The organism is Streptomyces ziwulingensis, assembly GCF_039542605.1.
GTDB classification, from domain to species: Bacteria; Actinomycetota; Actinomycetes; order Streptomycetales; family Streptomycetaceae; genus Streptomyces; species Streptomyces ziwulingensis.
The window spans coordinates 88,287-110,276 of sequence record NZ_BAABIG010000069.1 but is presented as its reverse complement, the minus strand read 5'-3'; the positions used below and the strand labels follow the sequence as shown (position 1 = coordinate 110,276).

The following is a 21,990-nucleotide window of genomic DNA, read 5'->3' as shown; positions in this document are numbered from 1 at the left end:
GCCACCGCGCTGTGCGACGCGCGGCCACCGCGCTGTGCGCGGCACGGCCACCGCGGCGTGCGCGCGACCGGTCCGGTGCGGCCGGAAGCCGGCCGCCGATTCCCGCCCCCACGGCGATCCGTGTCCTGACCCACACCCACCGTGAGGTTTCCGCATGCCCAGCGAGTTCTTCATCCCGGACCCCGAGGGTCTGATCCCCAGCGCCGAAGGCTACTTCGGCGCCTACGGCGGCAAGTTCATCCCGGAGGCCCTCGTCGCCGCCGTCGACGAGGTCGCCGTCGAGTACGAGAAGGCCAAGCACGACCCCGAGTTCGCCCGCGAACTCGACGACCTGCTGGTCCACTACACGGGCCGCCCGTCGGCGCTCACCGAGGTCCCCCGGTTCGCCGCCCAGGCGGGCGGCGCGCGGGTCTTCCTCAAGCGGGAGGACCTCAACCACACCGGCTCCCACAAGATCAACAACGTGCTCGGCCAGGCCCTGCTGACCAAGCGCATGGGCAAGACCCGGGTGATCGCCGAGACCGGCGCCGGTCAGCACGGCGTCGCCACGGCCACCGCCTGCGCGCTCTTCGGCCTCGACTGCACGGTCTACATGGGCCAGGTCGACACCGAGCGCCAGGCCCTCAACGTGGCCCGGATGCGCATGCTCGGCGCCGAGGTCATCGCCGTGAAGTCCGGCAGCCGCACCCTGAAGGACGCCATCAACGAGGCGTTCCGGGACTGGGTCGCCAACGTCGACCGCACCCACTACCTCTTCGGCACGGTCGCCGGCCCGCACCCCTTCCCGGCGATGGTCCGCGACTTCCACCGCGTCATCGGCGTCGAGGCCCGCCGCCAGCTCCTGGAACGCACCGGACGCCTGCCCGACGCCGCGATCGCCTGCGTCGGCGGCGGCTCCAACGCCATCGGCCTCTTCCACGCCTTCATCCCCGACGAGGGCGTCCGCCTGATCGGCTGCGAGCCCGCCGGACACGGCATCGGGACCGGCGAACACGCGGCCACCCTCAGCGCCGGCGAGCCCGGCATCCTGCACGGCTCCCGCTCCTACGTCCTCCAGGACGAGGAGGGGCAGATCACCGAGCCGTACTCCATCTCGGCCGGCCTGGACTACCCGGGCATCGGCCCGGAGCACTCCTACCTCAAGGACTCCGGCCGCGGCGAGTACCGCGCGGTCACCGACGACGCCGCGATGCGGGCCCTGCGCCTGCTGTCGCGCACCGAGGGCATCATCCCGGCCATCGAGAGCGCCCACGCGCTGGCCGGCGCCCTGGAGGTGGGCAGGGAGCTGGGCCCGGACGCCCTGCTCGTCGTCAACCTCTCCGGCCGCGGCGACAAGGACATGGACACCGCCGCCCGCTACTTCGACCTGTACGACACCGACGCCGAGGTCACCGAGGACGCCGCCGGCACCGCCGAGATCCAGGGGGACGTCAAGTGAGCGGGAACGTGAAACTGCTGGACGACACCCTCGCCGGCGCCCGGGCCGAGGGCCGCGCCGCCCTCATCGCCTACCTCCCGGCCGGGTTCCCGACCGTGGCCGGCGGCATCGAGGCGGTCAAGGCCGCGCTGGCCGGCGGCGCCGACGTCGTCGAGGTCGGACTGCCGCACAGCGACCCCGTCCTGGACGGCCCCGTCATCCAGACCGCCGACGACATCGCCCTGCGCGGCGGCGTCAGGATCGCCGACGTGATGCGCACGGTCCGCGAGGCGTACGAGGCCACCGGCGCGCCGGTCCTGGTCATGACGTACTTCAACCCCGTCGACCGCTACGGCGTCGAACGGTTCACCGCCGAACTCGCCGAGGCGGGCGGCGCCGGGTGCATCCTGCCCGACCTGCCCGTCCAGGAGTCGGCGCGGTGGCGCGAGCACGCCGACGCGCACGGGCTCGCCACCGTCTTCGTCGTCGCCCCCAGCAGCAAGGACGCGCGGCTCGCCGAGATCACCGAGGCGGGCAGCGGCTTCGTCTACGCCGCCTCCCTGATGGGCGTCACCGGCACCCGCGAGTCGGTCGGCGCGCAGGCCGCGGACCTGGTGCGGCGCACCCGCGCCGGCACCGACCTGCCGGTCTGCGTCGGGCTCGGCGTCTCCAACGCCGCCCAGGCGGCCGAGGTGGCGGGCTTCGCCGACGGCGTGATCGTCGGCTCGGCGTTCGTCAAGCGGATGCTGGACGCGCCCGACCACGCGGCCGGCCTCGAAGGCGTGCGCGCGCTCGCCGCCGACCTCGCCAAGGGCGTGCGCGGACAGGTGTGACGACGGAAGTCGTCGTACAAGTCCCTCGTACGGGTGGACCTGGGACCGGGGAGGCGCGGTGCGCCTCCCCGGTTCGTTCTGCGGGGTGTGAGCGAGAAGAACCGTGAGGGAAAGAGCACCGCCCGCGAGCGGCTGGCGGTCGAGCGCGAGAAGCAGAAGGGCGCCGAGAAGCGCCGCCGGGGCCTGATCGTGGGCTCCGCGGTCATCGGTGTCCTGGCACTCGCGGCGGTGATCGGCGTGGTCGCCGCGAACGCGGGCAAGGAGGACGACGACAGCGAGGCGTCGGGCCCGGTCGTCGCGCCCTCGGGCGCGCAGGGCAAGGACGGCCTCGCGATCCCGGTCGGCAAGGAGAGCGCGCGGTCGACACTGACCGTCTGGGAGGACTTCCGCTGCCCCGCCTGCAAGAACTTCGAGGTGGCGTACCGCTCCACGATCCACGAGCTGACCGACGCCGGCCAGCTCAAGGTCGACTACCACCTGGCCACGATCATCGACGGCAACATGGGCGGGACCGGCTCCCGCCGGGCCGCCAACGCCGCCGCCTGCGCCCAGGGCGCCGGCCGCTTCACGCAGTACCACGACGTGCTCTACGACAACCAGCCGCCGGAGACCGACGACACCTTCGCCGACAACGGCAAGCTGATCGAGCTGGCGGCCAAGGTCGACGGCCTCGACACCCCCGCCTTCCGCCGCTGTGTCACCGGCGGCACGCACGACGGCTGGGTCGACAAGTCGAACGAGGCGTTCCAGAAGGGCGGCTTCAGCGGCACCCCGACCGTCCTGCTCGACGGCAAGAACATCTACCAGGACCGCACCATGACCCCCGCCAAGCTGAAGAAGACCGTGCAGGACGCCGCCGGGTAGTCCGCTCCTGTTATGCACCCGTAGCCGGGCTGCCCGGCGCGGGCGAGGCCCGGCACGGTAGCGTCGACCCTGCCATGGAACTTGCCTTCATCCCCAGCCCGTCGCGCGGTGTGGTGCACCTCGGCCCCATTCCGCTGCGCGGCTACGCCTTCTGCATCATCATCGGCGTCTTCGTCGCCGTCTGGCTCGGCAACCGGCGCTGGGTCGCCCGCGGCGGGCGGCCCGGCACGGTGGCCGACATCGCGGTCTGGGCCGTTCCCTTCGGCCTGGTCGGCGGACGTCTCTACCACGTCATCACGGACTACGAGCTGTACTTCAGCGAGGGCCGCGACTGGGTGGACGCCTTCAAGGTCTGGGAGGGCGGCCTCGGTATCTGGGGCGCGATCGCGCTCGGCGCGCTGGGCGCCTGGATCGGCTGCCGCCGCCGGGGCATCCCGCTGCCCGCCTACGCGGACGCGATCGCCCCGGGCATCGCCCTCGCGCAGGCCATCGGCCGCTGGGGCAACTGGTTCAACCAGGAGCTGTACGGCCGGGCCACCGAACTGCCCTGGGCGGTGGAGATCACGTCCACGGCGGACGGCCGGGAACCGGGCACCTACCACCCGACGTTCCTCTACGAGTCGCTGTGGTGCGTCGGTGTCGCGCTGCTGGTGATCTGGGCCGACCGCCGCTTCAGGCTGGGCCACGGACGGGCGTTCGCCCTGTACGTCGCCTCCTACTGCGCGGGCCGGTTCTGGATCGAGTACATGCGCGTCGACGACGCCCACCACATCCTGGGCCTGCGGCTGAACAACTGGACCGCGCTGCTGGTCTTCGTCCTCGCGGTGGTCTACCTCGTGCTGTCGGCGAAGAAGCGGCCGGGCCGGGAGACCGCGGTGGAGCCGGGTGTCTCCGACGGTGACGGGACCAACGGCGGCACGGCCGGGACCGCGGACGCGGACGGCACCGCGGACGCGGACGGTACCGGGGACGGCGACCTCGCCGCCGACGCCGAGAAGGCTTCGGACGGCGAGAAGGCTTCGGGCGCCGAGAAGGCTTCGGACACAGAGAAGTCTCCGGGTGCCGGGAAAGCTCCGGACGCCGAGAAGGCTTCGGACGGCGAGCGGGCTTCGGACGGTGTGCGTGCGGAGGTGACGGACGGGGCCGGTCCGGCGGAGAAGCGCTGACCGGACGGTGGTACGCAGGTGAGGGCGCCCGGAGTGATCCGGGCGCCCTCACCGCGTGTTCACCGCCGGTCCGCCGGCGCCAGCGTCCGCCACGCCGCCGCGACCACCGCCGCGTCGACGAACCGCCCGTCCGGGAGCGCCTGCGCCCCCGCCTCCCGGGCCGCCGCCTTCAGTACCGTCTCCGCCTCGTCCAGCTCCGCCGCGGTGGGCAGGTACGCCCGCTCGATGACCGGGAGCTGCCGGGGGTGGATGGCGGCACGGCCCAGGAACCCCAGGGCGCGGCCGTGCGCGCAGGAGGCCGCCAGACCCGCCAGGTCCCGGGTGTCGGGGTGGACGGACTGGGCGGGCGGGGGCAGACCCGCCGCGCGGGCGGCGACGATCACCCGGGACCGCGACCAGTCCAGGCCGGTGTCCGTGCCCACCCCCAGATCCGCGCGGAGGTCCGCCTCGCCCAGGGCGATCCCGCACAGCCGGGGGTGGGCGGCGGCGATCGGGTACGCCCGCTCCACGCCCAGCGCCGATTCCAGCAGCGCGTACAGCGGGGTCCCGGCGACGGCGCCGGCCACCCGGGTGACCTGCTCGGGCGAGGTCACCTTGGGCAGCCGTAGCCCGGACAGGCCGGGCAGCGGGCCGGTGAGCGCCGCCAGGTCGGCCGCCGCCTCGGCCCCGTCCAGGGCGTTCACCCGCACGTGCACCGGGACCGGCTGGGGTGCGGTGAGCAGTTCGGCGGTGGCCGCGCGGGCGTACTCCTTGCGGTCCGGGGCGACCGCGTCCTCCAGGTCGACCACCACCACGTCGGCTCCCGAGGCCAGCGCCTTGGCGACCACCTGCGGACGGTCCCCGGGGGCGTACAGCCAGGTCAGCGGGTGTGTGGTCATACGGCGCCCGCCTCCCGCAGCTCCTTGAGGTCGCCCGGGGTGAGGCCCAGCTCGGTGAGCACCTCCTCGGTGTCCGCGCCGTGCGGGCGGCCCGCCCAGCGGATCGCGCCCGGCGTGGCGGAGAGCCGGAAGAGGACGTTCTGCATCCGCAGCGGGCCCAGCTCGGGATCGTCGACCGTGGTGACGGTGTCCAGTGCCCGGTACTGCGGGTCGGCCAGCACGTCCCGTACGTCCTGCACGGGGGCGACCGCCGCCTGGGCCGCCTCGAAGGCGGCGAGCACCTCGGCGCGGGAGCGGCGGGCGATCCAGTCGCCGACCGCCGCGTCCAGCACGTCGGCGTGCCGGGCCCGGTCGGCGCCGGTGGCGAACCACGGCTCGGCCACCAGTTCCGGACGGCCCACCAGGCGCATCACCCGCTCGGCGACCGACTGGGCGGAGGTGGAGACGGCGACCCAGGTGCCGTCGGCGGTGCGGTAGGTGTTGCGCGGGGCGTTGTTCTGCGAGCGGTTGCCGGTACGGGGCTGGACGTGGCCGAGCTGGTCGTACCAGAGCGGCTGCGGGCCGAGTACGGTCAGGATCGGCTCGATGATCGCCATGTCCACGACCTGCCCGGCGCCGGTGCGGTCCCGCGCGGCGAGGGCGGTCATCACCGCGTACGCCGTCGCCAGCGCGGCGATGGAGTCGGCGAGGCCGAACGGCGGCAGGGTCGGGGGCGTGTCCGGTTCGCCGGTCATGGCGGCGAAGCCGCTCATCGCCTCGGCGAGGGTGCCGAAGCCGGGGCGGTGGGCGTACGGCCCGAACTGGCCGAAGCCGGTGACCCGGGTCAGGACCAGACGCGGATTGGCCTCGGACAGTTCCGCCCAGCCCAGTCCCCAGCGTTCCAGGGTGCCGGGGCGGAAGTTCTCGATGACGACGTCGGCGGTGCGGGCGAGCCGGAGCAGGGTGGCGCGCCCGCCGGGTGTGGACAGGTCCAGGGTGATGGTGCGCTTGTTCCGGCCGAGCAGCTTCCACCACAGTCCCACGCCGTCCTTGGCGGGGCCGTGGCCCCGGGACGGGTCGGGGCGGCTGGGGTGCTCGACCTTGACGACCTCGGCGCCGAAGTCACCGAGCATGGTGGCGGCGAGCGGGCCGGCGAAGAGGGTGGCGAGGTCCAGGACGCGCAGGCCGGTGAGGGGCGGGGTGGTCATGGGCGGGTGGCCTCCCGGTGGGTGAGGTGGGCGAGGGTGTCGAAGCCGGTGCCGTCGAAGCCGGCGACGGAGCTGGCGAGACGGTTCTTCAGCGGGGCCGTGAGGTGCTGGGGGAGGGCGGCGGGGTCACCGGTGAGCAGGGCGGCGACGCTGCCGGCGGTGGCGCCGTTGGAGTCGGTGTCCCAGCCGCCGGAGACGGCCCGGCTCACCGAGCCGGTGAAGTCGCCGTCGGCGTGGGTGAGGGCGGCGGCGATCAGGGCGGTGTTGGGGACGGCGTGCACCCAGTGGTGCCGGGCGCCGTGGGCGGCGTGCAGCGCGTCGACGACCACGTCGAAGTCGGCGTGCGTCCGGGCCAGCCGGACGGCGTGCCGGACCGCGCCGGCCAGCCGGGAGCCGGGCGGGACGACCCGCAGGCCGGTGCGCAGGCAGGCGTGGACGTCGTGGGTGCCGGTGGTGGCCGCCGCGATGACGGCCGCCGCGAACATCGCCGCGTGCACGCCGCCCGCGGTGTGGGTGAGCACCGCGTCGCGGTGGGCCTGCCCGGCGGCGGCCGCGGGATCGCCCGGGTTGGTCCAGCCGTGCAGGTCGGCCCGGATCAGGGCGCCGATCCACTCCCGGAAGGGGTTGCGGTACCGGGCGGTGTGCGGGGGTTCGAGGCCGGCCAGGAGATTGCGCAGGGCGACGCGTTCGGCGGTGAAGGCGCGGCCCGCCGGGAGTTCGTCGAGCCAGAGCCGCGCCACGTCCTCGGTGGTGAAGTCGCGGCCGTGGCGCCGGAGCAGCAGGAGGTTGAGGAGCGGGTAGTCGAGGTCGTCGTCCTCGGGCATGCCGTCGATGTTCTCGGCGAGGGAGGTGGCGGCCGAGCGACGGTTCCAGGGGTGCGCGGCGGCGAGGTCGGCGGGCAGGCCGCGGGCGGTGAAGTAGGAGCGCGGCGGCCAGTTGCCGGTGGCGCGGGCGAGGCGCCGGATGGCGTCCAGCGGGAGTTTCTCCACGGGCTTGCCGAGCAGGCAGCCGACGGCCCGGCCCAGCCAGCCGGCCTCCAGGCGGACCGGGTCCGGGGCCGGGCGGGCGCGGCCGGGTCCGGGGCCGGCGGTGGGCGGTGCGGGCCAGTCGGGGCAGAGATCCTTGATCCGGTCGAGGTCCGTGGGCTCGGCCGCCGCCCGCGGGCTGGGCAGGGCGGCGAGTTCGTCCAGCAGGTCTTCCGCGAGCAGACGCAGCGAAGGGGAGGCGGGCTCGACGGAGGCGCCCGCCCGCACCGGGGCCTCGGCCCCGCCCGCCGCCCGCCAGCGGTCCGCGACCGCGGCCGCGTCCCGGCCGTCCAGGGCCGCCTGGCGCAGTTCGTGGCCGAGCAGGTCCTCGGGCTGCACCCAGGTCAGCCGGAGCACCGGGCGCCTCCCAGCGCGGCGAACGCCCGCTCATGGGCGCGGCGCCGGTCCAGGTCGCGGGCGAAGACCTCCCGGGCCACGCCGGTGAGGACCGCGGCCGGCCCGCTCAGGTCCAGCCGGCTCGCCTCGGCGACCGCCGCCGCCCACTCCTCGGGTACGGCCGAGCCCAGCGCGCCGGTGATCGCCCCGGCCATGGTGGCGATGGAGTCGCAGTCGCGGCCGTAGTTCACCGCGCCGAGCACCGCGTGCCGGCCGTCGCCGCCGGCCACGACCACCATGCCGAGGGCGACCGGGAGTTCCTCGATCGCGTGCAGCCGGGACGGGCGGCGGGCGCCGAGAGAAGGGGAGCGGTACTCCGGTCCCACGGTGTCGTACGGGGCCACCGCCGCCCGCAGCGGCGCCAGCGCCGACTCGAAGTCGCCGTACCGGGCGGCGACTTCGCAGACCCGTTCGATCGCGGTGCGGGTACCGTCCTTGGCCACCGAGAGACAGGCCGCCACCACGGAGTCCGGGGTCGCGCCGGGCGTACAGGCGGCGGCCACGGCCGCGGCCAGCACACCGGCCGCCTCCCGGCCGTACGACGACTGGTGGGCGCCCGCGACGTCGAGCGCCTCGGCGTACGCGGCCGCCGGGTTCGCCGCGTTGACCAGGCCGACCGGCGCCATGTACATCGCCGCGCCGCAGTTGACGATGTTGCCGACCCCGGCCTCGCGGGGGTCGACGTGGCCGTGGTGCAGCCGGGCCACGAGCCACTTCTCGGCGAGGAAGATCCGCTGGAGGGGGAGCGCCTCGGCCTCCAGTTCCGGAATCCAGCGCGGGGTGGTCAGCAGGTCCGGGACCAGGTGCTCGGCGACCGCGTAGGCGTCGAGGTGGTCGCGGACGGTGGCGTACACCCTGATGAGCGCGTGGGTCATGAGGGTGTCGTCGGTGACGTGGCCGTCGCCCTTGTGGTAGGGGGCGACCGGGCGGGCGGTGCGCCAGTCGTCGCCGTGCCAGGGGCCGACGATGCCGCGCACCCGGCCGCCGTGGCGTTCCAGGATCTGCTCGGGGGAGTAGCCCTCGACCGGGCCGCCCAGCGCGTCACCGACCGCCGCGCCGACGAGGGCGCGGGAGATCCGCTCGTCCAGCGTCGCCGTCGGGTCCGCAGGCTCCGTGCGTTCGGCGCACTCCGCGGGCTCCGCGAGCCCTGCGCGGTACTCCGCGTGCTCTGCCCTCCGGGCGTCCGCTGCGTATGCATTGACAGTCATGTCCGCATCAGCTTTCTGGTCGGGCCGCGCGGGCCGGGCGCGCGGCTTCGAGGAGTTCGGCGAGGTCCACCAGATCGGTGCCGGTGAGCCGGGGCAGCGCGCAGCCCGAGAGGGTGCGGCAGGTGTCGCGCCACGGCCCGGGGATCGCCGCGCCGCCGCCGAGGGCGCCGGTCAGCGCGCCGACCAGGGCGGGAGCGGAGTCCGCGACCCGGGAGAGGCAGGCCGCCGCCGGTACCGCCTCCGCGATCCGCCCCCGGGCGGCGGTGGCGAGGGCGAGGGCGACCGGGACGGTCTCGGCGGCGGCGATGCCGTAGCTGTAGACGTGGTCGACGATCTGGTGTTCGAGGAGCGGTACCAGGGCGAACGTGCTCTCGGCGCGTTCCGCCAGGGCCAGCGCCTGCCGGGCGTTGCGCCCGGCCTCCGTCTCCTCGGGCAGCTCGGCGAGGGCCGCCGCCACGCACGCGGTCACGTCGGCGCCGTCGAGGGCGCGGGCCACCGCCGCGGCCATGGCGCGGGCGCCGTGCACGCCGTCGCCGTCCTGGGTGTAGCGGGCGTCGAACTCGGCGAGGTCGGCGGCGAGCCGGGGATGGCCGGGGTGGGCGACGGCGAGGACGCAGGCCCGTACGCAGGCGGCGTCGTCGAAGTAGTGCGGGTTGTCGTGGCCGGTGGCGGGCGGGCGCAGACCGGCGGCGAGGTTGCCGAGGCCGGCCCGGACGGAGATCCGGGCCCGCAGCGGCAGGACCGCCGACTCGACCTCGGGGGCGCGGTCCGCGGCGGCGGCCACCTCACTGGCGACGGCGTTCCAGGTCAGGTCCAGGGCGGCGCGGAGCCGGCGGTCCCGGCTCAGGTCGCCGAGCGCGTGGGCGTCCCCGGCCCGCAGTACCGCCTCCGCCATGAAGGCGGCCCACTCGGCGTCGTCGGAGGGGCCCAGCCGCAGGGGTTCCGGGGGCTGGTTCAGGGCGATGGGGACGGGAAGGGTGGTGGTCGCGTTCTGCTCGGCGAAGGTGTCCAGCTCCCGGGTCAGCCGCCGGGTCCACTCCGGCATCCGCGCGGCACGGTGCCGCGCGGCGGGCCAGCCGGCGGCGTCCCCGGCGGCCAGCCCGAGCAGGAGGCCCTCGATGCGGCGGGGGCCGGGGGGTGCGAGGGGGCTGCGCCGCGCGCCGGACACGGGGGCGGGGTCGAGGCCGGGGGAGGGGCGGTGGCTGGTGGTGATGCCCGGGGCACCGGGTGCGGTGGCGCAAACCGTGGTGGNGGTGATGCCCGGGGCACCGGGTGCGGTGGCGCAAACCGTGGTGGTGCCCGGGGCACCGGGTGCGGTGGCGCAAACCGTGGGGGTGCCCGGCGTGCCGGGCGGGGCCGCGTGCGCCGTGGTGGCGGGCTCGTCGGTGGGTGGGCGGAGGGGGGTCATGGGAGCGTCTCCGCCGGCTCGTGCGCCGGGGCCGGGGGGCTGTCGGGGGACGGGGTCAGGAGGTCGGCCACCTCCAGGACGTGGTGGCCGGCCATGGCCGGCAGACAGCTTCCGCGAGCCGGGCCGATCGCCGCCGCCCACTCGCCGGGGATCGCGGCGGCGCCCCGCGCCGCCCCGGCCAGCGCACCGGCGACCGCAGCCGTCGTGTCGGCGTCGCGCCCCATGTTGACGGCCGTCAGCACCGCGTCCGTGAACTCGCCGTCGGCCGCCGCGTAGGCGCCGAAGGCGAGGGCGACCGCCTCGGGGGCGAGGTCGGTCCAGGGGTAGCCGCCGATCACCACCGCGGAGCGGACCGCGCGTTCCCCCCGGTGCGCCGCGGTCACCGCGCGCCGCAGCGACCGGGCCGTCCAGGAGTCGTCCGGTACGGCGGCCAGGGCGGAGGCCACCACCGCGACCACCGGCGCGCCCGCCATCGCCGCCGCGACACCCGCCGCCACCGCCTGGCCGCCGTAGATGCCCTCGCCGTCGTGGCTGACCGAGCCGTCGATCGCCACCAGCCGGGCCGCCTCCGCGGGCCGCCCCGCCGCGAACACCCCGTAGGGCGCGGCCCGCATGGCCAGTCCGTCGCTCCACGCGTGCCGGTGCTGGGCGGAGATCGGGGCGGCCAGCCCCCGGCGCAGGTTCTCCAGCGTGCCGCGCTCGCTGAAACCGGCGCCCCGGAACGGCCCCTCCTCGCGGTCGGCGATCCACTCGTGCCAGGCCGCCCCCACCAGGGCCGGGGTGAGCGCCGCGCCGTGCCGGGCCAGCAGCAGGCCGGAGAAGATCGCGTACTCCGTGTCGTCGGTCCCGCAGGGACACTCGGCGACGTAACCGGTGATCCGGCCCCAGCGGGCCCGGATCTCGGAGGGCTTCATGTTCTCGGCCGGGGCGCCGAGGGCGTCCCCGACCGCGAGGCCGAGCAGCGCGCCGCGGGCCCGTTCGCGCAGTCCGGCGGCGCCCCGGAGCACGGGGGGCGGGGGGACGCGGGCCGTCGACGCGGTCGGCGCGGTCGCTCCCATGGGCCACTCCTCTCCCGTCGCGGACCTTGCGGAAGATGTCCCCGGTGCGGGGCGCACCGCAGCCTCACGGCCCCCAGCATCACCCGGTCGACATATGCGCGAGTAGCCGCACGGATGAGCGCGTAAGGGCATAACCGCAGGTTAGCCCAGCCTTTCCTTGCTGGCGGGAGGGGAATGACGGGCGTAGATTGGTCGTTGTCGAGAAGTAGAACCTGTCTAAGAAGCGTGACCGAACAAGCAGGCGGACGCCTGACCGGAGCATCTGGGGGACCCCATGGCGATCATCGAGACCGGAGCGGCGCTGCACGAGGCGCACCGCGACAACCACACCCACCGGGACGTCAACGGCGGCTGGCTGCGCCCCGCCGTCTTCGGCGCCATGGACGGCCTGGTCTCCAATCTCGCCCTGATGACCGGCGTGGCCGGCGGCTCGGTCGGCCACCAGACCGTCGTCATCACCGGCCTCGCGGGACTCGCGGCCGGCGCTTTCTCCATGGCGGCCGGCGAGTACACCTCCGTCGCCTCCCAGCGCGAGCTGGTCCAGGCCGAACTGGACGTCGAGCGCCGCGAGCTGCGCCGGCACCCCAAGGACGAGGAGGCCGAACTGGCCGCCCTCTACCAGGCGCGCGGCGTCGAGGCCCCGCTGGCCCGCGAGGTCGCCCGGCAGCTCTCCCGCGACCCCGAGCGGGCGCTGGAGATACACGCCCGCGAGGAACTCGGCATCGACCCCGGCGACCTGCCCTCACCGCTGGTCGCGGCCGTCTCGTCGTTCGGTTCCTTCGCGCTGGGTGCCCTGTTCCCGGTGCTGCCCTACCTGCTCGGCGCGAGCGCGCTGTGGCCCGCGGTGCTGGTGGCGCTGGCCGGCCTCTTCCTGTCCGGCGCGGTGGTGGCCAGGGTGACCGCGCGCACCTGGTGGTACGGCGGTCTGCGCCAGCTCGTCCTGGGCGGCGCCGCGGCCGGTGTGACGTACGCCCTGGGCAGCCTGTTCGGAACGGCCGTAGGATGACGCGGCTCGAACGTATGCGGAGGACCGCATAAGTACCCGTTACTCGTTGGTTTCGAATGCGTGACCACCGGGCATGAGCCGTAAGCGCTGTGGGCAATGGTGCCCGCGGCGCACCCGCGGAGTGGGCGACGACACCCGCTCCGCCCCCTTCAGGCCCGACGGACATCGATCTGTCCCTGCCGGGCCCCCACGCTTTTCACCACTGGTGTCGGTACCCCCGCGACGCACCCTGGTGTCCGCATGCTGAAACGGAATATCCGGTTTCCGAGAACCGTTTCATCATGTAACCTGCACGAAATTTTGCAGCCACGCAGAGGGCCAGCGTCGTCCCTCGGCACATGCACTTGCCACTGACGACGACGGGAGAGCCGATGCGTACGCCGCGCCAGCCGTCCCAGCACTCCGCGAATGGCCAGAACTGGTCCTTCATGGATGCTCGCCCTGCCGCGCAGGGTATGTACGACCCCCGCAACGAGCACGACGCCTGCGGCGTCGGCTTCGTCGCCACTCTCACCGGCGAGGCCTCCCACGCGCTGGTCGATCAGGCCCTCACCGTCCTGCGCAACCTGGAGCACCGCGGCGCCACCGGCTCCGAGCCCGACTCGGGCGACGGCGCCGGCATCCTCTCCCAGGTCCCGGACGCCTTCTTCCGAGAGGTGGCCGAATTCGACCTGCCCGAGGCGGGCGCCTACGCGGTCGGCATCGCCTTCCTGCCGGAGTCCGGCACTCAAGACGCCGTCTCACAGATCGAGACGATCGCGGCCGAGGAGGGTCTGACCGTTCTCGGCTGGCGCTCGGTGCCGGTCGCCCCGCAGCTCCTGGGCGCCACCGCCCGCTCGACCATGCCGGTCTTCCGCCAGCTCTTCGTCACCGACGGAGCGTCGACCGGGATCGCCCTGGACCGGCGCGCCTTCGCGCTGCGCAAGCGCGCCGAGCGCGAGGCCGGCGTCTACTTCCCGTCGCTGTCCGCGCGGACCCTCGTCTACAAGGGCATGCTCACCACCGGCCAGCTCGAACCCTTCTTCCCGGACCTGTCCGACCGCCGCTTCGCCTCCGCGATCGCGCTCGTGCACTCCCGGTTCTCGACCAACACCTTCCCGTCCTGGCCGCTGGCACACCCCTACCGTTTCGTCGCGCACAACGGCGAGATCAACACGGTCAAGGGAAACCGCAACTGGATGGTCGCCCGCGAGTCGCAGCTCGCCTCCGACGTCTTCGGGTCCTCCTCGGACCTGGAGCGGATCTTCCCGATCTGTACGCCGGACGCCTCCGACTCCGCCTCCTTCGACGAGGTCCTGGAACTGCTCCACCTGGGCGGGCGCTCGCTGCCGCACTCGGTGCTGATGATGATCCCGGAGGCGTGGGAGAACCACGACTCCATGGACCCGGACCGGCGCGCCTTCTACCAGTACCACTCCACGATGATGGAGCCCTGGGACGGCCCGGCCTGCGTCACCTTCACCGACGGCACCCAGGTCGGCGCGGTCCTCGACCGCAACGGCCTGCGCCCCGGCCGCTACTGGGTCACCGACGACGGCCTCGTCGTCCTCGGCTCCGAGGTCGGCGTCCTGGACATCGACCCGGCCAGGGTCGTGCGCAAGGGCCGCCTGCAGCCCGGCCGCATGTTCCTCGTGGACACCGCCGAGCACCGCATCATCGAGGACGACGAGATCAAGGCGCAGCTCGCCGCCGAGAACCCGTACGGCGACTGGCTCCGGGCCGGCGAGATCGAGCTGAGCGACCTGCCCGAGCGCGAGCACATCGTGCACACCCACGCCTCGGTCACCCGCCGCCAGCAGACCTTCGGCTACACCGAGGAGGAGCTGCGCGTCCTGCTCGCGCCGATGGCCAAGGCCGGCGCCGAGCCGATCGGCTCGATGGGCACCGACTCGCCGATCGCCGCGCTCTCCGACCGCCCCCGGCTGCTCTTCGACTACTTCACCCAGCTCTTCGCGCAGGTCACCAACCCGCCGCTGGACGCCATCCGCGAGGAACTCGTCACCTCCCTGCGCTCCGCGCTCGGCCCCCAGGGCAACCTGCTCGACCCGACGGCCGCCTCCTGCCGCAGCGTCCTGCTGCCCTTCCCGGTGATCGACAACGACGAGCTGGCCAAGCTCATCCACGTCAACGCCGACGGCGACATGCCCGGCTTCAAGGCCGCGACCCTCTCCGGCCTCTACCGGGTGCACGGCGGCGGCGACTCGCTCGCCGCCCGCATCACGGAGATCTGCGCCGAGGCCGACGCCGCCATCGGCAACGGCGCCCGGCTGATCGTCCTCTCCGACCGCCACTCCGACGCCGAGCACGCGCCGATCCCCTCGCTGCTGCTCACCGCCGCCGTCCACCACCACCTGATCCGCACCAAGCAGCGCACCCAGGTGGGCCTGCTGATCGAGGCCGGCGACGTCCGCGAGGTCCACCACGTCGCCCTGCTCATCGGCTACGGCGCCGCGGCCGTCAACCCGTACCTGGCCATGGAGTCCGTCGAGGACCTGGTCCGGGCCGGCACCTTCCTGCCCGGCATGGAGCCCGAGCAGGCCATCCGCAACCTGATCTACGCCCTCGGCAAGGGCGTGCTGAAGGTCATGTCCAAGATGGGCATCTCCACCGTCGCCTCCTACCGCGGCGCCCAGGTCTTCGAGGCCGTCGGCCTCGACCTCGACTTCGTGGCGAAGTACTTCAGCGGCACCGCCACCAAGATCGGCGGCGTCGGCATCGACGTCGTCGCCAAGGAGGTCGCCGCCCGGCACGCCAAGGCGTACCCCGCCTCCGGCATCGCCCCGGCCCACCGCGCGCTGGACATCGGCGGCGAGTACCAGTGGCGCCGCGAGGGCGAGCCGCACCTGTTCGACCCGGACACGGTCTTCCGCCTCCAGCACTCCACGCGCTCCGGCCGCTACGACATCTTCAAGAAGTACACGGACCGGGTGAACGAGCAGTCCGAGCGGCTGATGACGCTCCGCGGCCTCTTCGGCTTCACCTCCGACCGGCAGCCGATCCCCCTCGACGAGGTCGAGCCGGTCAGCGAGATCGTCAAGCGCTTCTCCACCGGCGCCATGTCGTACGGCTCCATCTCGCAGGAGGCGCACGAGACGCTCGCCATCGCCATGAACCAGTTGGGCGGCAAGTCCAACACCGGTGAGGGCGGCGAGGACGCGGAGCGCCTGTACGACCCGGCCCGCCGGTCCTCCATCAAGCAGGTCGCCTCCGGCCGCTTCGGCGTCACCAGCGAATACCTCGTCAACGCCGACGACATCCAGATCAAGATGGCCCAGGGCGCCAAGCCCGGCGAGGGCGGCCAGCTCCCCGGCCACAAGGTCTACCCCTGGGTCGCCAAGACCCGGCACTCCACCCCCGGCGTCGGCCTGATCTCCCCGCCGCCGCACCACGACATCTACTCCATCGAGGACCTCGCCCAGCTCATCCACGACCTGAAGAACGCCAACCCCCAGGCGCGCATTCACGTCAAGCTGGTCTCCGAGGTCGGCGTCGGCACGGTCGCCGCGGGCGTCTCCAAGGCCCACGCGGACGTGGTCCTGATCTCCGGCCACGACGGCGGCACCGGCGCCTCCCCGCTGACCTCCCTCAAGCACGCGGGCGGCCCCTGGGAGCTGGGCCTCGCCGAGACCCAGCAGACCCTGCTGCTCAACGGCCTGCGGGACCGGATCGTCGTCCAGACCGACGGCCAGCTCAAGACCGGCCGCGACGTCGTCATCGCCGCGCTGCTGGGCGCCGAGGAGTTCGGTTTCGCGACCGCGCCGCTCGTCGTCTCCGGCTGCGTCATGATGCGCGTCTGCCACCTGGACACCTGCCCGGTCGGCATCGCCACCCAGAACCCGGTGCTGCGCGAGCGGTTCTCCGGCAAGGCCGAGTACGTCGTGAACTTCTTCAAGTTCATCGCCGAAGAGGTCCGCGAGATCCTCGCCGAGCTGGGCTTCCGCACCATCGAGGAGGCCGTGGGCCGCGCCGAGACCCTCGACGTCACCCGCGCCATAAGCCACTGGAAGGCACAGGGCCTCGACCTGGCGCCGCTCTTCCACGTGCCCGAACTGCCCGAGGGCGCGGCCCGCCACCGCGTCGTCGCACAGGACCACGGCCTGGAGAAGGCGCTCGACAACGAACTGATCAAGCTCGCCGCCGACGCCCTGTCCGTGACCGGCGCCACCGACGCCGCCCCCGTCCGCGCCCAGGTCGCCATCCGCAACATCAACCGCACGGTCGGCACCATGCTCGGCCACGAGGTGACGAAGAAGTTCGGTGGCGCGGGCCTGCCCGACGACACCGTCGACATCACCTTCACCGGCTCCGCCGGCCAGTCCTTCGGCGCCTTCGTCCCGCGCGGTGTCACGCTGCGCCTGGAGGGCGACGCCAACGACTACGTCGGCAAGGGCCTGTCCGGCGGCCGGATCGTGGTCCGCCCGGACCGCGGCGCCGACCACCTCGCCGAGTACAGCGTCATCGCCGGCAACACCATCGGCTACGGCGCCACCGGCGGCGAGATGTTCCTGCGCGGCAAGGTCGGCGAGCGCTTCTGCGTCCGCAACTCCGGCGCGCTGGTCGTCTCCGAGGGCGTCGGCGACCACGGCTGCGAGTACATGACCGGCGGCCACGCGGTCGTCCTCGGCGAGACCGGACGCAACTTCGCGGCCGGCATGTCCGGCGGCATCGCCTACGTCATCGACCTCGACCCGGACAACGTCAACGTCGGCAACCTGGGCGCCGTGCAGGCCCCGGACGAGGCCGACAGGAAGTGGCTGCACGACGTGGTGCGCCGGCACGCCGAGGAGACCGGTTCCACCGTCGCCGGGAAGCTGCTCGCCGACTGGCCCGCCGCCGCCCAGCGCTTCACCAAGATCATCCCCAGTACGTACAAGGCAGTGCTCGCCGCCAAGGACGCCGCCGAGCGAGACGGGCTGACCGAGTCCGAGATCACCGAGAAGATGATGGAGGCGGCGCTCAATGGCTGACCCGAAGGGCTTCCTGAACCACGGCCGCGAGGTCGCCGAGTCCCGCCCCGTCGCCGAACGCGTCAAGGACTGGAACGAGGTCTACGTCCCCGGCTCCCTGCTGCCGATCATCAGCAAGCAGGCCAGCCGCTGCATGGACTGCGGCATCCCGTTCTGCCACAACGGCTGTCCGCTCGGAAACCTGATCCCCGAGTGGAACGACTACGCCTACCGCGAGGACTGGTCGGCCGCGCAGGAGCGCCTGCACGCCACCAACAACTTCCCGGAGTTCACCGGCCGCCTCTGCCCGGCCCCCTGCGAGTCGGCGTGCGTGCTCGGCATCAACCAGCCGCCGGTCACCATCAAGAACGTCGAGGTCTCCATCATCGACAAGGCGTGGGAGACCGGGGACGTCACCCCGCAGATCCCCGAGCGCCTCTCCGGCAAGACCGTCGCCGTCATCGGCTCCGGCCCGGCGGGCCTGGCCGCCGCCCAGCAGCTCACCCGGGCCGGCCACACGGTCGCCGTCTATGAGCGCGCCGACCGCGTCGGCGGCCTGCTGCGCTACGGCATCCCCGAGTTCAAGATGGAGAAGCGGCACATCAACCGCCGCATCGAGCAGATGCGCGCGGAGGGCACCCGCTTCCGCACCGGCGTCGAGGTCGGCCGCGACCTCAAGGCGACCGACCTGAAGAAGCGCTATGACGCCGTCGTCATCGCCGTCGGCTCCACCACCGCCCGCGACCTGCCGGTCCCCGGCCGGGAACTCAGGGGCGTCCACCAGGCCATGGAGTACCTGCCGCTGGCCAACAAGGTCCAGGAGGGCGACTTCGTGACGCCCCCGATCTCGGCCCGGGGCAAGCACGTCGTCGTCATCGGCGGCGGCGACACCGGCGCCGACTGCGTGGGCACCGCCCACCGCCAGGGCGCGGCCTCGGTGACGCAGTTGGAGATCATGCCCCGCCCGAACGAGGAGCGGCACCCGGTCGCCCAGCCCTGGCCGACCTTCCCCCTGCTCTACAAGGTCACCTCGGCCCACGAGGAGGGCGGCGAGCGGGTCTACTCCGTCTCCACCACCCACTTCGAGGGCGACGCGGACGGCAACGTCCAGTGGCTGCACATGAGCGAGGTCGAGTTCATCGAGGGGAAGCTCACCCCCAAGCCGGGCACCGAGCGCAGGATCCCCGCCCAGCTCGTCACCCTCGCCATGGGCTTCACCGGCCCCGACAAGGAGAACGGCCTGACCGACCAGTTCGGCCTGGAGCTGGACGAACGGGGTAACATCGCCCGCGACGCCGATTTCCGGACCAACGTGCCGGGTGTCTTCGTCGCCGGTGACGCCGGCCGAGGCCAGTCGCTCATCGTCTGGGCGATCGCGGAGGGCCGCTCGGCCGCCCGCGGCGCCGACCGCTACCTGACCGGGGCCAGCGAACTGCCGGCCCCGATCCGCCCGACGGACCGCTCACTGATGGTCTGACGGCATCCGAGAACTGTCCCGTACAAAGGCGTACGGAACACAGACGGCGCCCGCCCCTCGTCCCCGACCGGACCTGGGGGCGGGCGCCGTCGCCTTCACCGCCCGCGCCCCCGGGCCGGCCGGTGCCGTAATCTCGGCAGCCTGTGCCGTCGCACGAGGGGGAGCCGCACACATGGCCGCGATCAGTCTCAGCAAGGTCGAGGAGACCGCGCCCGCCCTGGTGAGCCTCTACAAGAGCGCCGGAGTGTCCCTGGAGAAGCACGGACTGGCCGGGACCCGGGCCGCCGTCTACCTCGTCGTCGACTACTCCGGTTCCATGAAGCCGTACTACAAGGACGGCAGCGTGCAGGCGCTCGCCGACCGGGTGCTCGGCCTCTCCGCCCACCTGGACGACGACGGCACCGTACCGGTGGTCTTCTTCTCCACCGACGTCGACGCCGTCACCGACATCGCGCTCACCGACCACCACGGACGCGTCGACCGGATCGTGGCGGGCCTCGGCCACATGGGCAGGACCGCCTACCACCTGGCCATGGACGCCGTCATCGACCACTACCTCGACAGCGGCTCCACCGCGCCCGCCCTCGTCGTCTTCCAGACCGACGGCGGCCCCGTCAACCGGCTCGCCGCCGAACGCTACCTGTGCAAGGCCGCCCGGCTGCCGCTGTTCTGGCAGTTCATCGGCTTCGGCGACCCGGACAGCAAGCAGTTCGACTACCTGCGCAAGCTGGACGAACTCGCCGTACCGGACAAGCGGGTGGTCGACAACGCCGGGTTCTTCCACGCCGGCCACGACCCGCGCGCGCTCTCCGACGCCGAGCTGTACGACCGGCTGGTGGGCGAGTTCCCCAAGTGGCTGGTGGCCGCGCGGGCCCAGCACATCGTACGGACCTGAACGCTTCGCCGGCCCGGCGCTACGTGTCGCACTCCAGCACCGTCCGGCACAGCCCGCACCGCGCCCGCACCCGCCCCCGCACCGGCACCCGGACGCGCTGATGGCAGGTCGGACACGGGAACGAGACCCGCAACGGGCCCCGCCCGTCCGCCGCGAAGGAGTACGGCACGTCGTCCGTCCCGGCGCCGGCGCCCGGACCGTCCCGGGCCTGGCGCCGGTCACGCGCGTAACGCCGCCGGCCCACCCAGCCCGCGGCCCGCAGCGGCGGCTGCTCCCGGTCCTGGCGCGCCCGCTCCCGGCCCCTGACGTACGCCGGGTACGCCTGCGCGCTGGTGAACCACACCGACGGGTCCTCACCGAACACCAGCGCCCGCTTGGCCAGCACGTAACCGAACTCCTCCGGCGTCAGATACCCCAGCTTCTGCGAGGACACCGCGTCCTCCCGGTACGCGTCCAGCAGCAGCCACCCCGCGCCCAGATACGTCGTCGCCGTGTCGGTGAGGATCTCGTTGTCCCGCGTACCGGGGAAGGCCAGCCCCAGCCGGTGCAGATAGACGTGCGTCACCTCGTGCGCCAGAGCCGCGCCGATGTCCCGCCGATGGGTGCGGAAACGGTCGTTCAGCTCGATGAAGTACTCGGGCCCCGCCGCCAGTTCGACATGGGCCGCGTGCGACATCTCCCGGAAGGAGACGACCGGCCGGGCGTCCGGCAGCCGGAAGTGCCGCACCATCTCGCGGGCCACCCGCTGCGCCCCCGGATGCAGCTCGTCCGTGTCACCGAACGCCACGTCGGCCGCCGCCACACTGGCCGAGAAGAGGCGCACCGTGTCGTACGACAGCCGCTTGTACAACGCGGTGATCGCCGCCCGCACCGTCTCCAGGTGCGGAAAGCCGTGCTGGACCTGCCCGTCGTTCGCCACGTCCGACCCCCAGGACGACCGAAACCCCCTCCCACTGTACGGCGGGCGCCGCATGCCGGGTCCTGAGACGGCCCGCGACGGCCGCGCCCCGCCCCGTAGGCTGACCCGTCATGACCACCAGCAACACCGGCAACCACGCTGTCGACCCCGACGTCGTCGAGGAACTGGCACGGCTGCGCGACAGCATCGACAACATCGACGCCGCCGTCGTCCACATGCTCGCCGAACGCTTCAAGTGCACCCAGCAGGTCGGCCACCTCAAAGCCCGCCACCAACTGCCGCCCGCCGACCCGGCCCGCGAGTCCCGGCAGATCGCCCGCCTGCGGACCCTCGCCGAGAACGCCAAACTGGATCCGGCCTTCGCCGAGACCTTGCTCAACTTCATCATCGCCGAGGTCATCCGCCACCACGAGCGCATCGCCGAGGACACCGGCAACAGCGGGGGCGGTGCCGACGGCACCGGAAACGTCACCGACACCGCCCCGGCATCCGACTGACCGGACACGGCCCTGTTCCGGCCGACGTCGTCCCGGGGGAGTGACAGGGGGGCGTGCACGAGGCATGCTCGCTGTGCACCCCCCAGGGGTGGCCGCGGCGCCCGCCTCCGGGCGGACGACGCGACTTCACGGCCACCCCCCGAGCCGTCGGCGGGCCGCCCCGCCACCGGCTCCTCGGACCCCACCGGGTCGGCGCACGGGGAAGGGACGTCGGGCCATGCCGTCGGATGCCGGGATCCTCATCGTCGACGACCACGAGGACACCCTCTACGCCCTGGAGAGCGCCCTGGCCCCGCTCGGCTACCGGCTCCAGCGGGCCACCAGCGCCGACGAGGCACTCAAACAGGTCCTGCGCGGCCACGTCGGCCTGCTCCTGCTCGACGTGCGGATGCCCGGCGTCGGCGGCCTCGACGTGGTCCGCTACATGCGCCGCGTCGAACAGACCCAGCACATACCGGTGATCCTCCTCACCGGCTTCGGCATCGACCTCCGCCTCAGCGCCACCGCCTTCCGCCTCGGCGTCGCCGACCTCGTCACCCAGCCCGTGGACCCCTGGACCCTCCGCACCAAGGTCCGCTACCTCTACGACACCCACCGGCGCCGCCTCGCCCTCGAACGCGAACTGCGCGACCTGCGCGCCCGGCTCGGCGAGCACACCGAGCACCCGGCCCGCCCCGGCCTGCCCCACCCGGACCCCCGCACACCGGTGCCACGACCCGGGCAAGCGCCCGCCAAAGCACACGACGACCTCCAGAAACACCGGACATAAACCGCGTACCGTACCGGCGCTGTGTCGCCCGCGCGGCATCG

Annotated in this window: 17 protein-coding genes; 10 read left to right on the top strand and 7 right to left on the bottom strand. The window is 73.5% G+C overall.

What is annotated here, in order from left to right:
* Positions 1–154 precede the first annotated feature (154 nt).
* The 4 genes from trpB to lgt all read left to right on the top strand — a co-directional run bounded on the left by trpB (position 155) and on the right by lgt (position 4,280).
* Positions 155–1,438, top strand: a complete 1,284-nt coding sequence (trpB, locus tag ABEB00_RS28525; RefSeq protein WP_345623315.1) for a tryptophan synthase subunit beta — start codon at positions 155–157, stop codon at positions 1,436–1,438.
* Positions 1,435–2,250, top strand: a complete 816-nt coding sequence (trpA, locus tag ABEB00_RS28520) for a tryptophan synthase subunit alpha (RefSeq protein WP_345623313.1) — start codon at positions 1,435–1,437, stop codon at positions 2,248–2,250. Before trpB ends, trpA begins: the two co-directional genes overlap by 4 nt.
* Positions 2,251–2,337: 87 nt before the next feature.
* Positions 2,338–3,114 carry a DsbA family protein gene (locus tag ABEB00_RS28515; protein WP_345623312.1) on the top strand — a complete coding sequence of 259 codons (777 nt, stop codon included), beginning with the start codon at positions 2,338–2,340 and terminating at the stop codon, positions 3,112–3,114.
* Positions 3,115–3,188: 74 nt separating this feature from the next.
* Positions 3,189–4,280, top strand: coding sequence for a prolipoprotein diacylglyceryl transferase (gene lgt / locus ABEB00_RS28510; protein ID WP_345623311.1), 1,092 nt, complete (start codon positions 3,189–3,191; stop codon positions 4,278–4,280).
* Positions 4,281–4,339: 59 nt separating this feature from the next.
* Here lgt and ABEB00_RS28505 read toward each other — a convergent pair whose 3' ends face one another.
* From ABEB00_RS28505 to ABEB00_RS28480, 6 genes are all read right to left on the bottom strand, one after another.
* Positions 4,340–5,158, bottom strand: coding sequence for an HpcH/HpaI aldolase/citrate lyase family protein (locus tag ABEB00_RS28505; protein ID WP_345623310.1), 819 nt, complete (start codon positions 5,156–5,158; stop codon positions 4,340–4,342).
* Positions 5,155–6,345, bottom strand: coding sequence for a CaiB/BaiF CoA transferase family protein (locus ABEB00_RS28500; RefSeq protein ID WP_345623308.1), 1,191 nt, complete (start codon positions 6,343–6,345; stop codon positions 5,155–5,157). The genes ABEB00_RS28505 and ABEB00_RS28500 overlap by 4 nt, the downstream gene beginning before the upstream one ends.
* Entirely contained in the window at positions 6,342–7,727 is a 1,386-nt protein-coding gene (locus ABEB00_RS28495; RefSeq protein ID WP_345623307.1) for an ADP-ribosylglycohydrolase family protein, read from the bottom strand. The genes ABEB00_RS28500 and ABEB00_RS28495 overlap by 4 nt, the downstream gene beginning before the upstream one ends.
* Positions 7,715–8,974: an ADP-ribosylglycohydrolase family protein gene (locus ABEB00_RS28490; RefSeq protein WP_345623306.1), complete on the bottom strand. Its 1,260-nt coding sequence runs from the start codon at positions 8,972–8,974 to the stop codon at positions 7,715–7,717. Before ABEB00_RS28490 ends, ABEB00_RS28495 begins: the two co-directional genes overlap by 13 nt.
* Before the next feature lie 7 nt (positions 8,975–8,981).
* Complete coding sequence (locus ABEB00_RS28485) at positions 8,982–10,382, bottom strand: ADP-ribosylglycohydrolase family protein (RefSeq protein ID WP_345623305.1); 1,401 nt, start codon at positions 10,380–10,382, stop codon at positions 8,982–8,984.
* Complete coding sequence (locus ABEB00_RS28480; protein ID WP_345623303.1) at positions 10,379–11,440, bottom strand: ADP-ribosylglycohydrolase family protein; 1,062 nt, start codon at positions 11,438–11,440, stop codon at positions 10,379–10,381. The genes ABEB00_RS28485 and ABEB00_RS28480 overlap by 4 nt, the downstream gene beginning before the upstream one ends.
* Positions 11,441–11,714: 274 nt before the next feature.
* On the opposite strand from ABEB00_RS28480, the gene ABEB00_RS28475 reads away from it, so the two are divergent.
* The 4 genes from ABEB00_RS28475 (at position 11,715) to ABEB00_RS28460 (ending at position 19,764) form a co-directional block, all read left to right on the top strand.
* The gene (locus ABEB00_RS28475; protein ID WP_345623302.1) at positions 11,715–12,446 is read left to right on the top strand and encodes a VIT1/CCC1 transporter family protein; all 732 of its coding nucleotides are present in this window, start codon (positions 11,715–11,717) and stop codon (positions 12,444–12,446) included.
* 428 nt (positions 12,447–12,874) lie between these two features.
* Positions 12,875–17,413 carry a glutamate synthase large subunit gene (gene gltB, locus ABEB00_RS28470; RefSeq protein WP_345623301.1) on the top strand — a complete coding sequence of 1,513 codons (4,539 nt, stop codon included), beginning with the start codon at positions 12,875–12,877 and terminating at the stop codon, positions 17,411–17,413.
* On the top strand, positions 17,406–18,869 hold the full coding sequence (locus tag ABEB00_RS28465; RefSeq protein ID WP_345623300.1) for a glutamate synthase subunit beta: 1,464 nt from the start codon (positions 17,406–17,408) through the stop codon (positions 18,867–18,869). The genes gltB and ABEB00_RS28465 overlap by 8 nt, the downstream gene beginning before the upstream one ends.
* A gap of 172 nt (positions 18,870–19,041) precedes the next feature.
* Positions 19,042–19,764 (top strand): vWA domain-containing protein, encoded by a 723-nt coding sequence (locus ABEB00_RS28460; RefSeq protein ID WP_345623299.1) that lies wholly within the window; start codon positions 19,042–19,044, stop codon positions 19,762–19,764.
* A gap of 19 nt (positions 19,765–19,783) precedes the next feature.
* On the opposite strand, the gene ABEB00_RS28455 is transcribed toward ABEB00_RS28460, so the two are convergent.
* Positions 19,784–20,683: a hypothetical protein gene (locus ABEB00_RS28455; RefSeq protein ID WP_345623298.1), complete on the bottom strand. Its 900-nt coding sequence runs from the start codon at positions 20,681–20,683 to the stop codon at positions 19,784–19,786.
* Between the two features lie 110 nt (positions 20,684–20,793).
* On the opposite strand from ABEB00_RS28455, the gene ABEB00_RS28450 reads away from it, so the two are divergent.
* Together ABEB00_RS28450 and ABEB00_RS28445 are read left to right on the top strand one after the other, a co-directional pair.
* Positions 20,794–21,180 (top strand): chorismate mutase, encoded by a 387-nt coding sequence (locus ABEB00_RS28450; RefSeq protein ID WP_345623297.1) that lies wholly within the window; start codon positions 20,794–20,796, stop codon positions 21,178–21,180.
* A 217-nt stretch (positions 21,181–21,397) separates the two neighbouring features.
* Positions 21,398–21,949, top strand: a complete 552-nt coding sequence (locus ABEB00_RS28445) for a response regulator (RefSeq protein ID WP_345623296.1) — start codon at positions 21,398–21,400, stop codon at positions 21,947–21,949.
* Positions 21,950–21,990: the final 41 nt, after the last annotated feature.

What these genes read in the sequence shown, in the direction of transcription:
- trpB (WP_345623315.1), top strand. Translation starts at nt 155, where the DNA reads ATGCCCAGCGAGTTCTTCATCCCGGACCCCGAGGGTCTGATCCCCAGC.
- lgt (WP_345623311.1), top strand. Translation starts at nt 3,189, where the DNA reads ATGGAACTTGCCTTCATCCCCAGCCCGTCGCGCGGTGTGGTGCACCTC.
- ABEB00_RS28505 (WP_345623310.1), bottom strand. Translation starts at nt 5,158, where the DNA reads ATGACCACACACCCGCTGACCTGGCTGTACGCCCCCGGGGACCGTCCG.
- ABEB00_RS28500 (WP_345623308.1), bottom strand. Translation starts at nt 6,345, where the DNA reads ATGACCACCCCGCCCCTCACCGGCCTGCGCGTCCTGGACCTCGCCACC.
- ABEB00_RS28490 (WP_345623306.1), bottom strand. Translation starts at nt 8,974, where the DNA reads ATGACTGTCAATGCATACGCAGCGGACGCCCGGAGGGCAGAGCACGCG.
- ABEB00_RS28480 (WP_345623303.1), bottom strand. Translation starts at nt 11,440, where the DNA reads ATGGGAGCGACCGCGCCGACCGCGTCGACGGCCCGCGTCCCCCCGCCC.
- ABEB00_RS28475 (WP_345623302.1), top strand. Translation starts at nt 11,715, where the DNA reads ATGGCGATCATCGAGACCGGAGCGGCGCTGCACGAGGCGCACCGCGAC.
- gltB (WP_345623301.1), top strand. Translation starts at nt 12,875, where the DNA reads ATGGATGCTCGCCCTGCCGCGCAGGGTATGTACGACCCCCGCAACGAG.
- ABEB00_RS28465 (WP_345623300.1), top strand. Translation starts at nt 17,406, where the DNA reads ATGGCTGACCCGAAGGGCTTCCTGAACCACGGCCGCGAGGTCGCCGAG.
- ABEB00_RS28460 (WP_345623299.1), top strand. Translation starts at nt 19,042, where the DNA reads ATGGCCGCGATCAGTCTCAGCAAGGTCGAGGAGACCGCGCCCGCCCTG.
- ABEB00_RS28450 (WP_345623297.1), top strand. Translation starts at nt 20,794, where the DNA reads ATGACCACCAGCAACACCGGCAACCACGCTGTCGACCCCGACGTCGTC.
- ABEB00_RS28445 (WP_345623296.1), top strand. Translation starts at nt 21,398, where the DNA reads ATGCCGTCGGATGCCGGGATCCTCATCGTCGACGACCACGAGGACACC.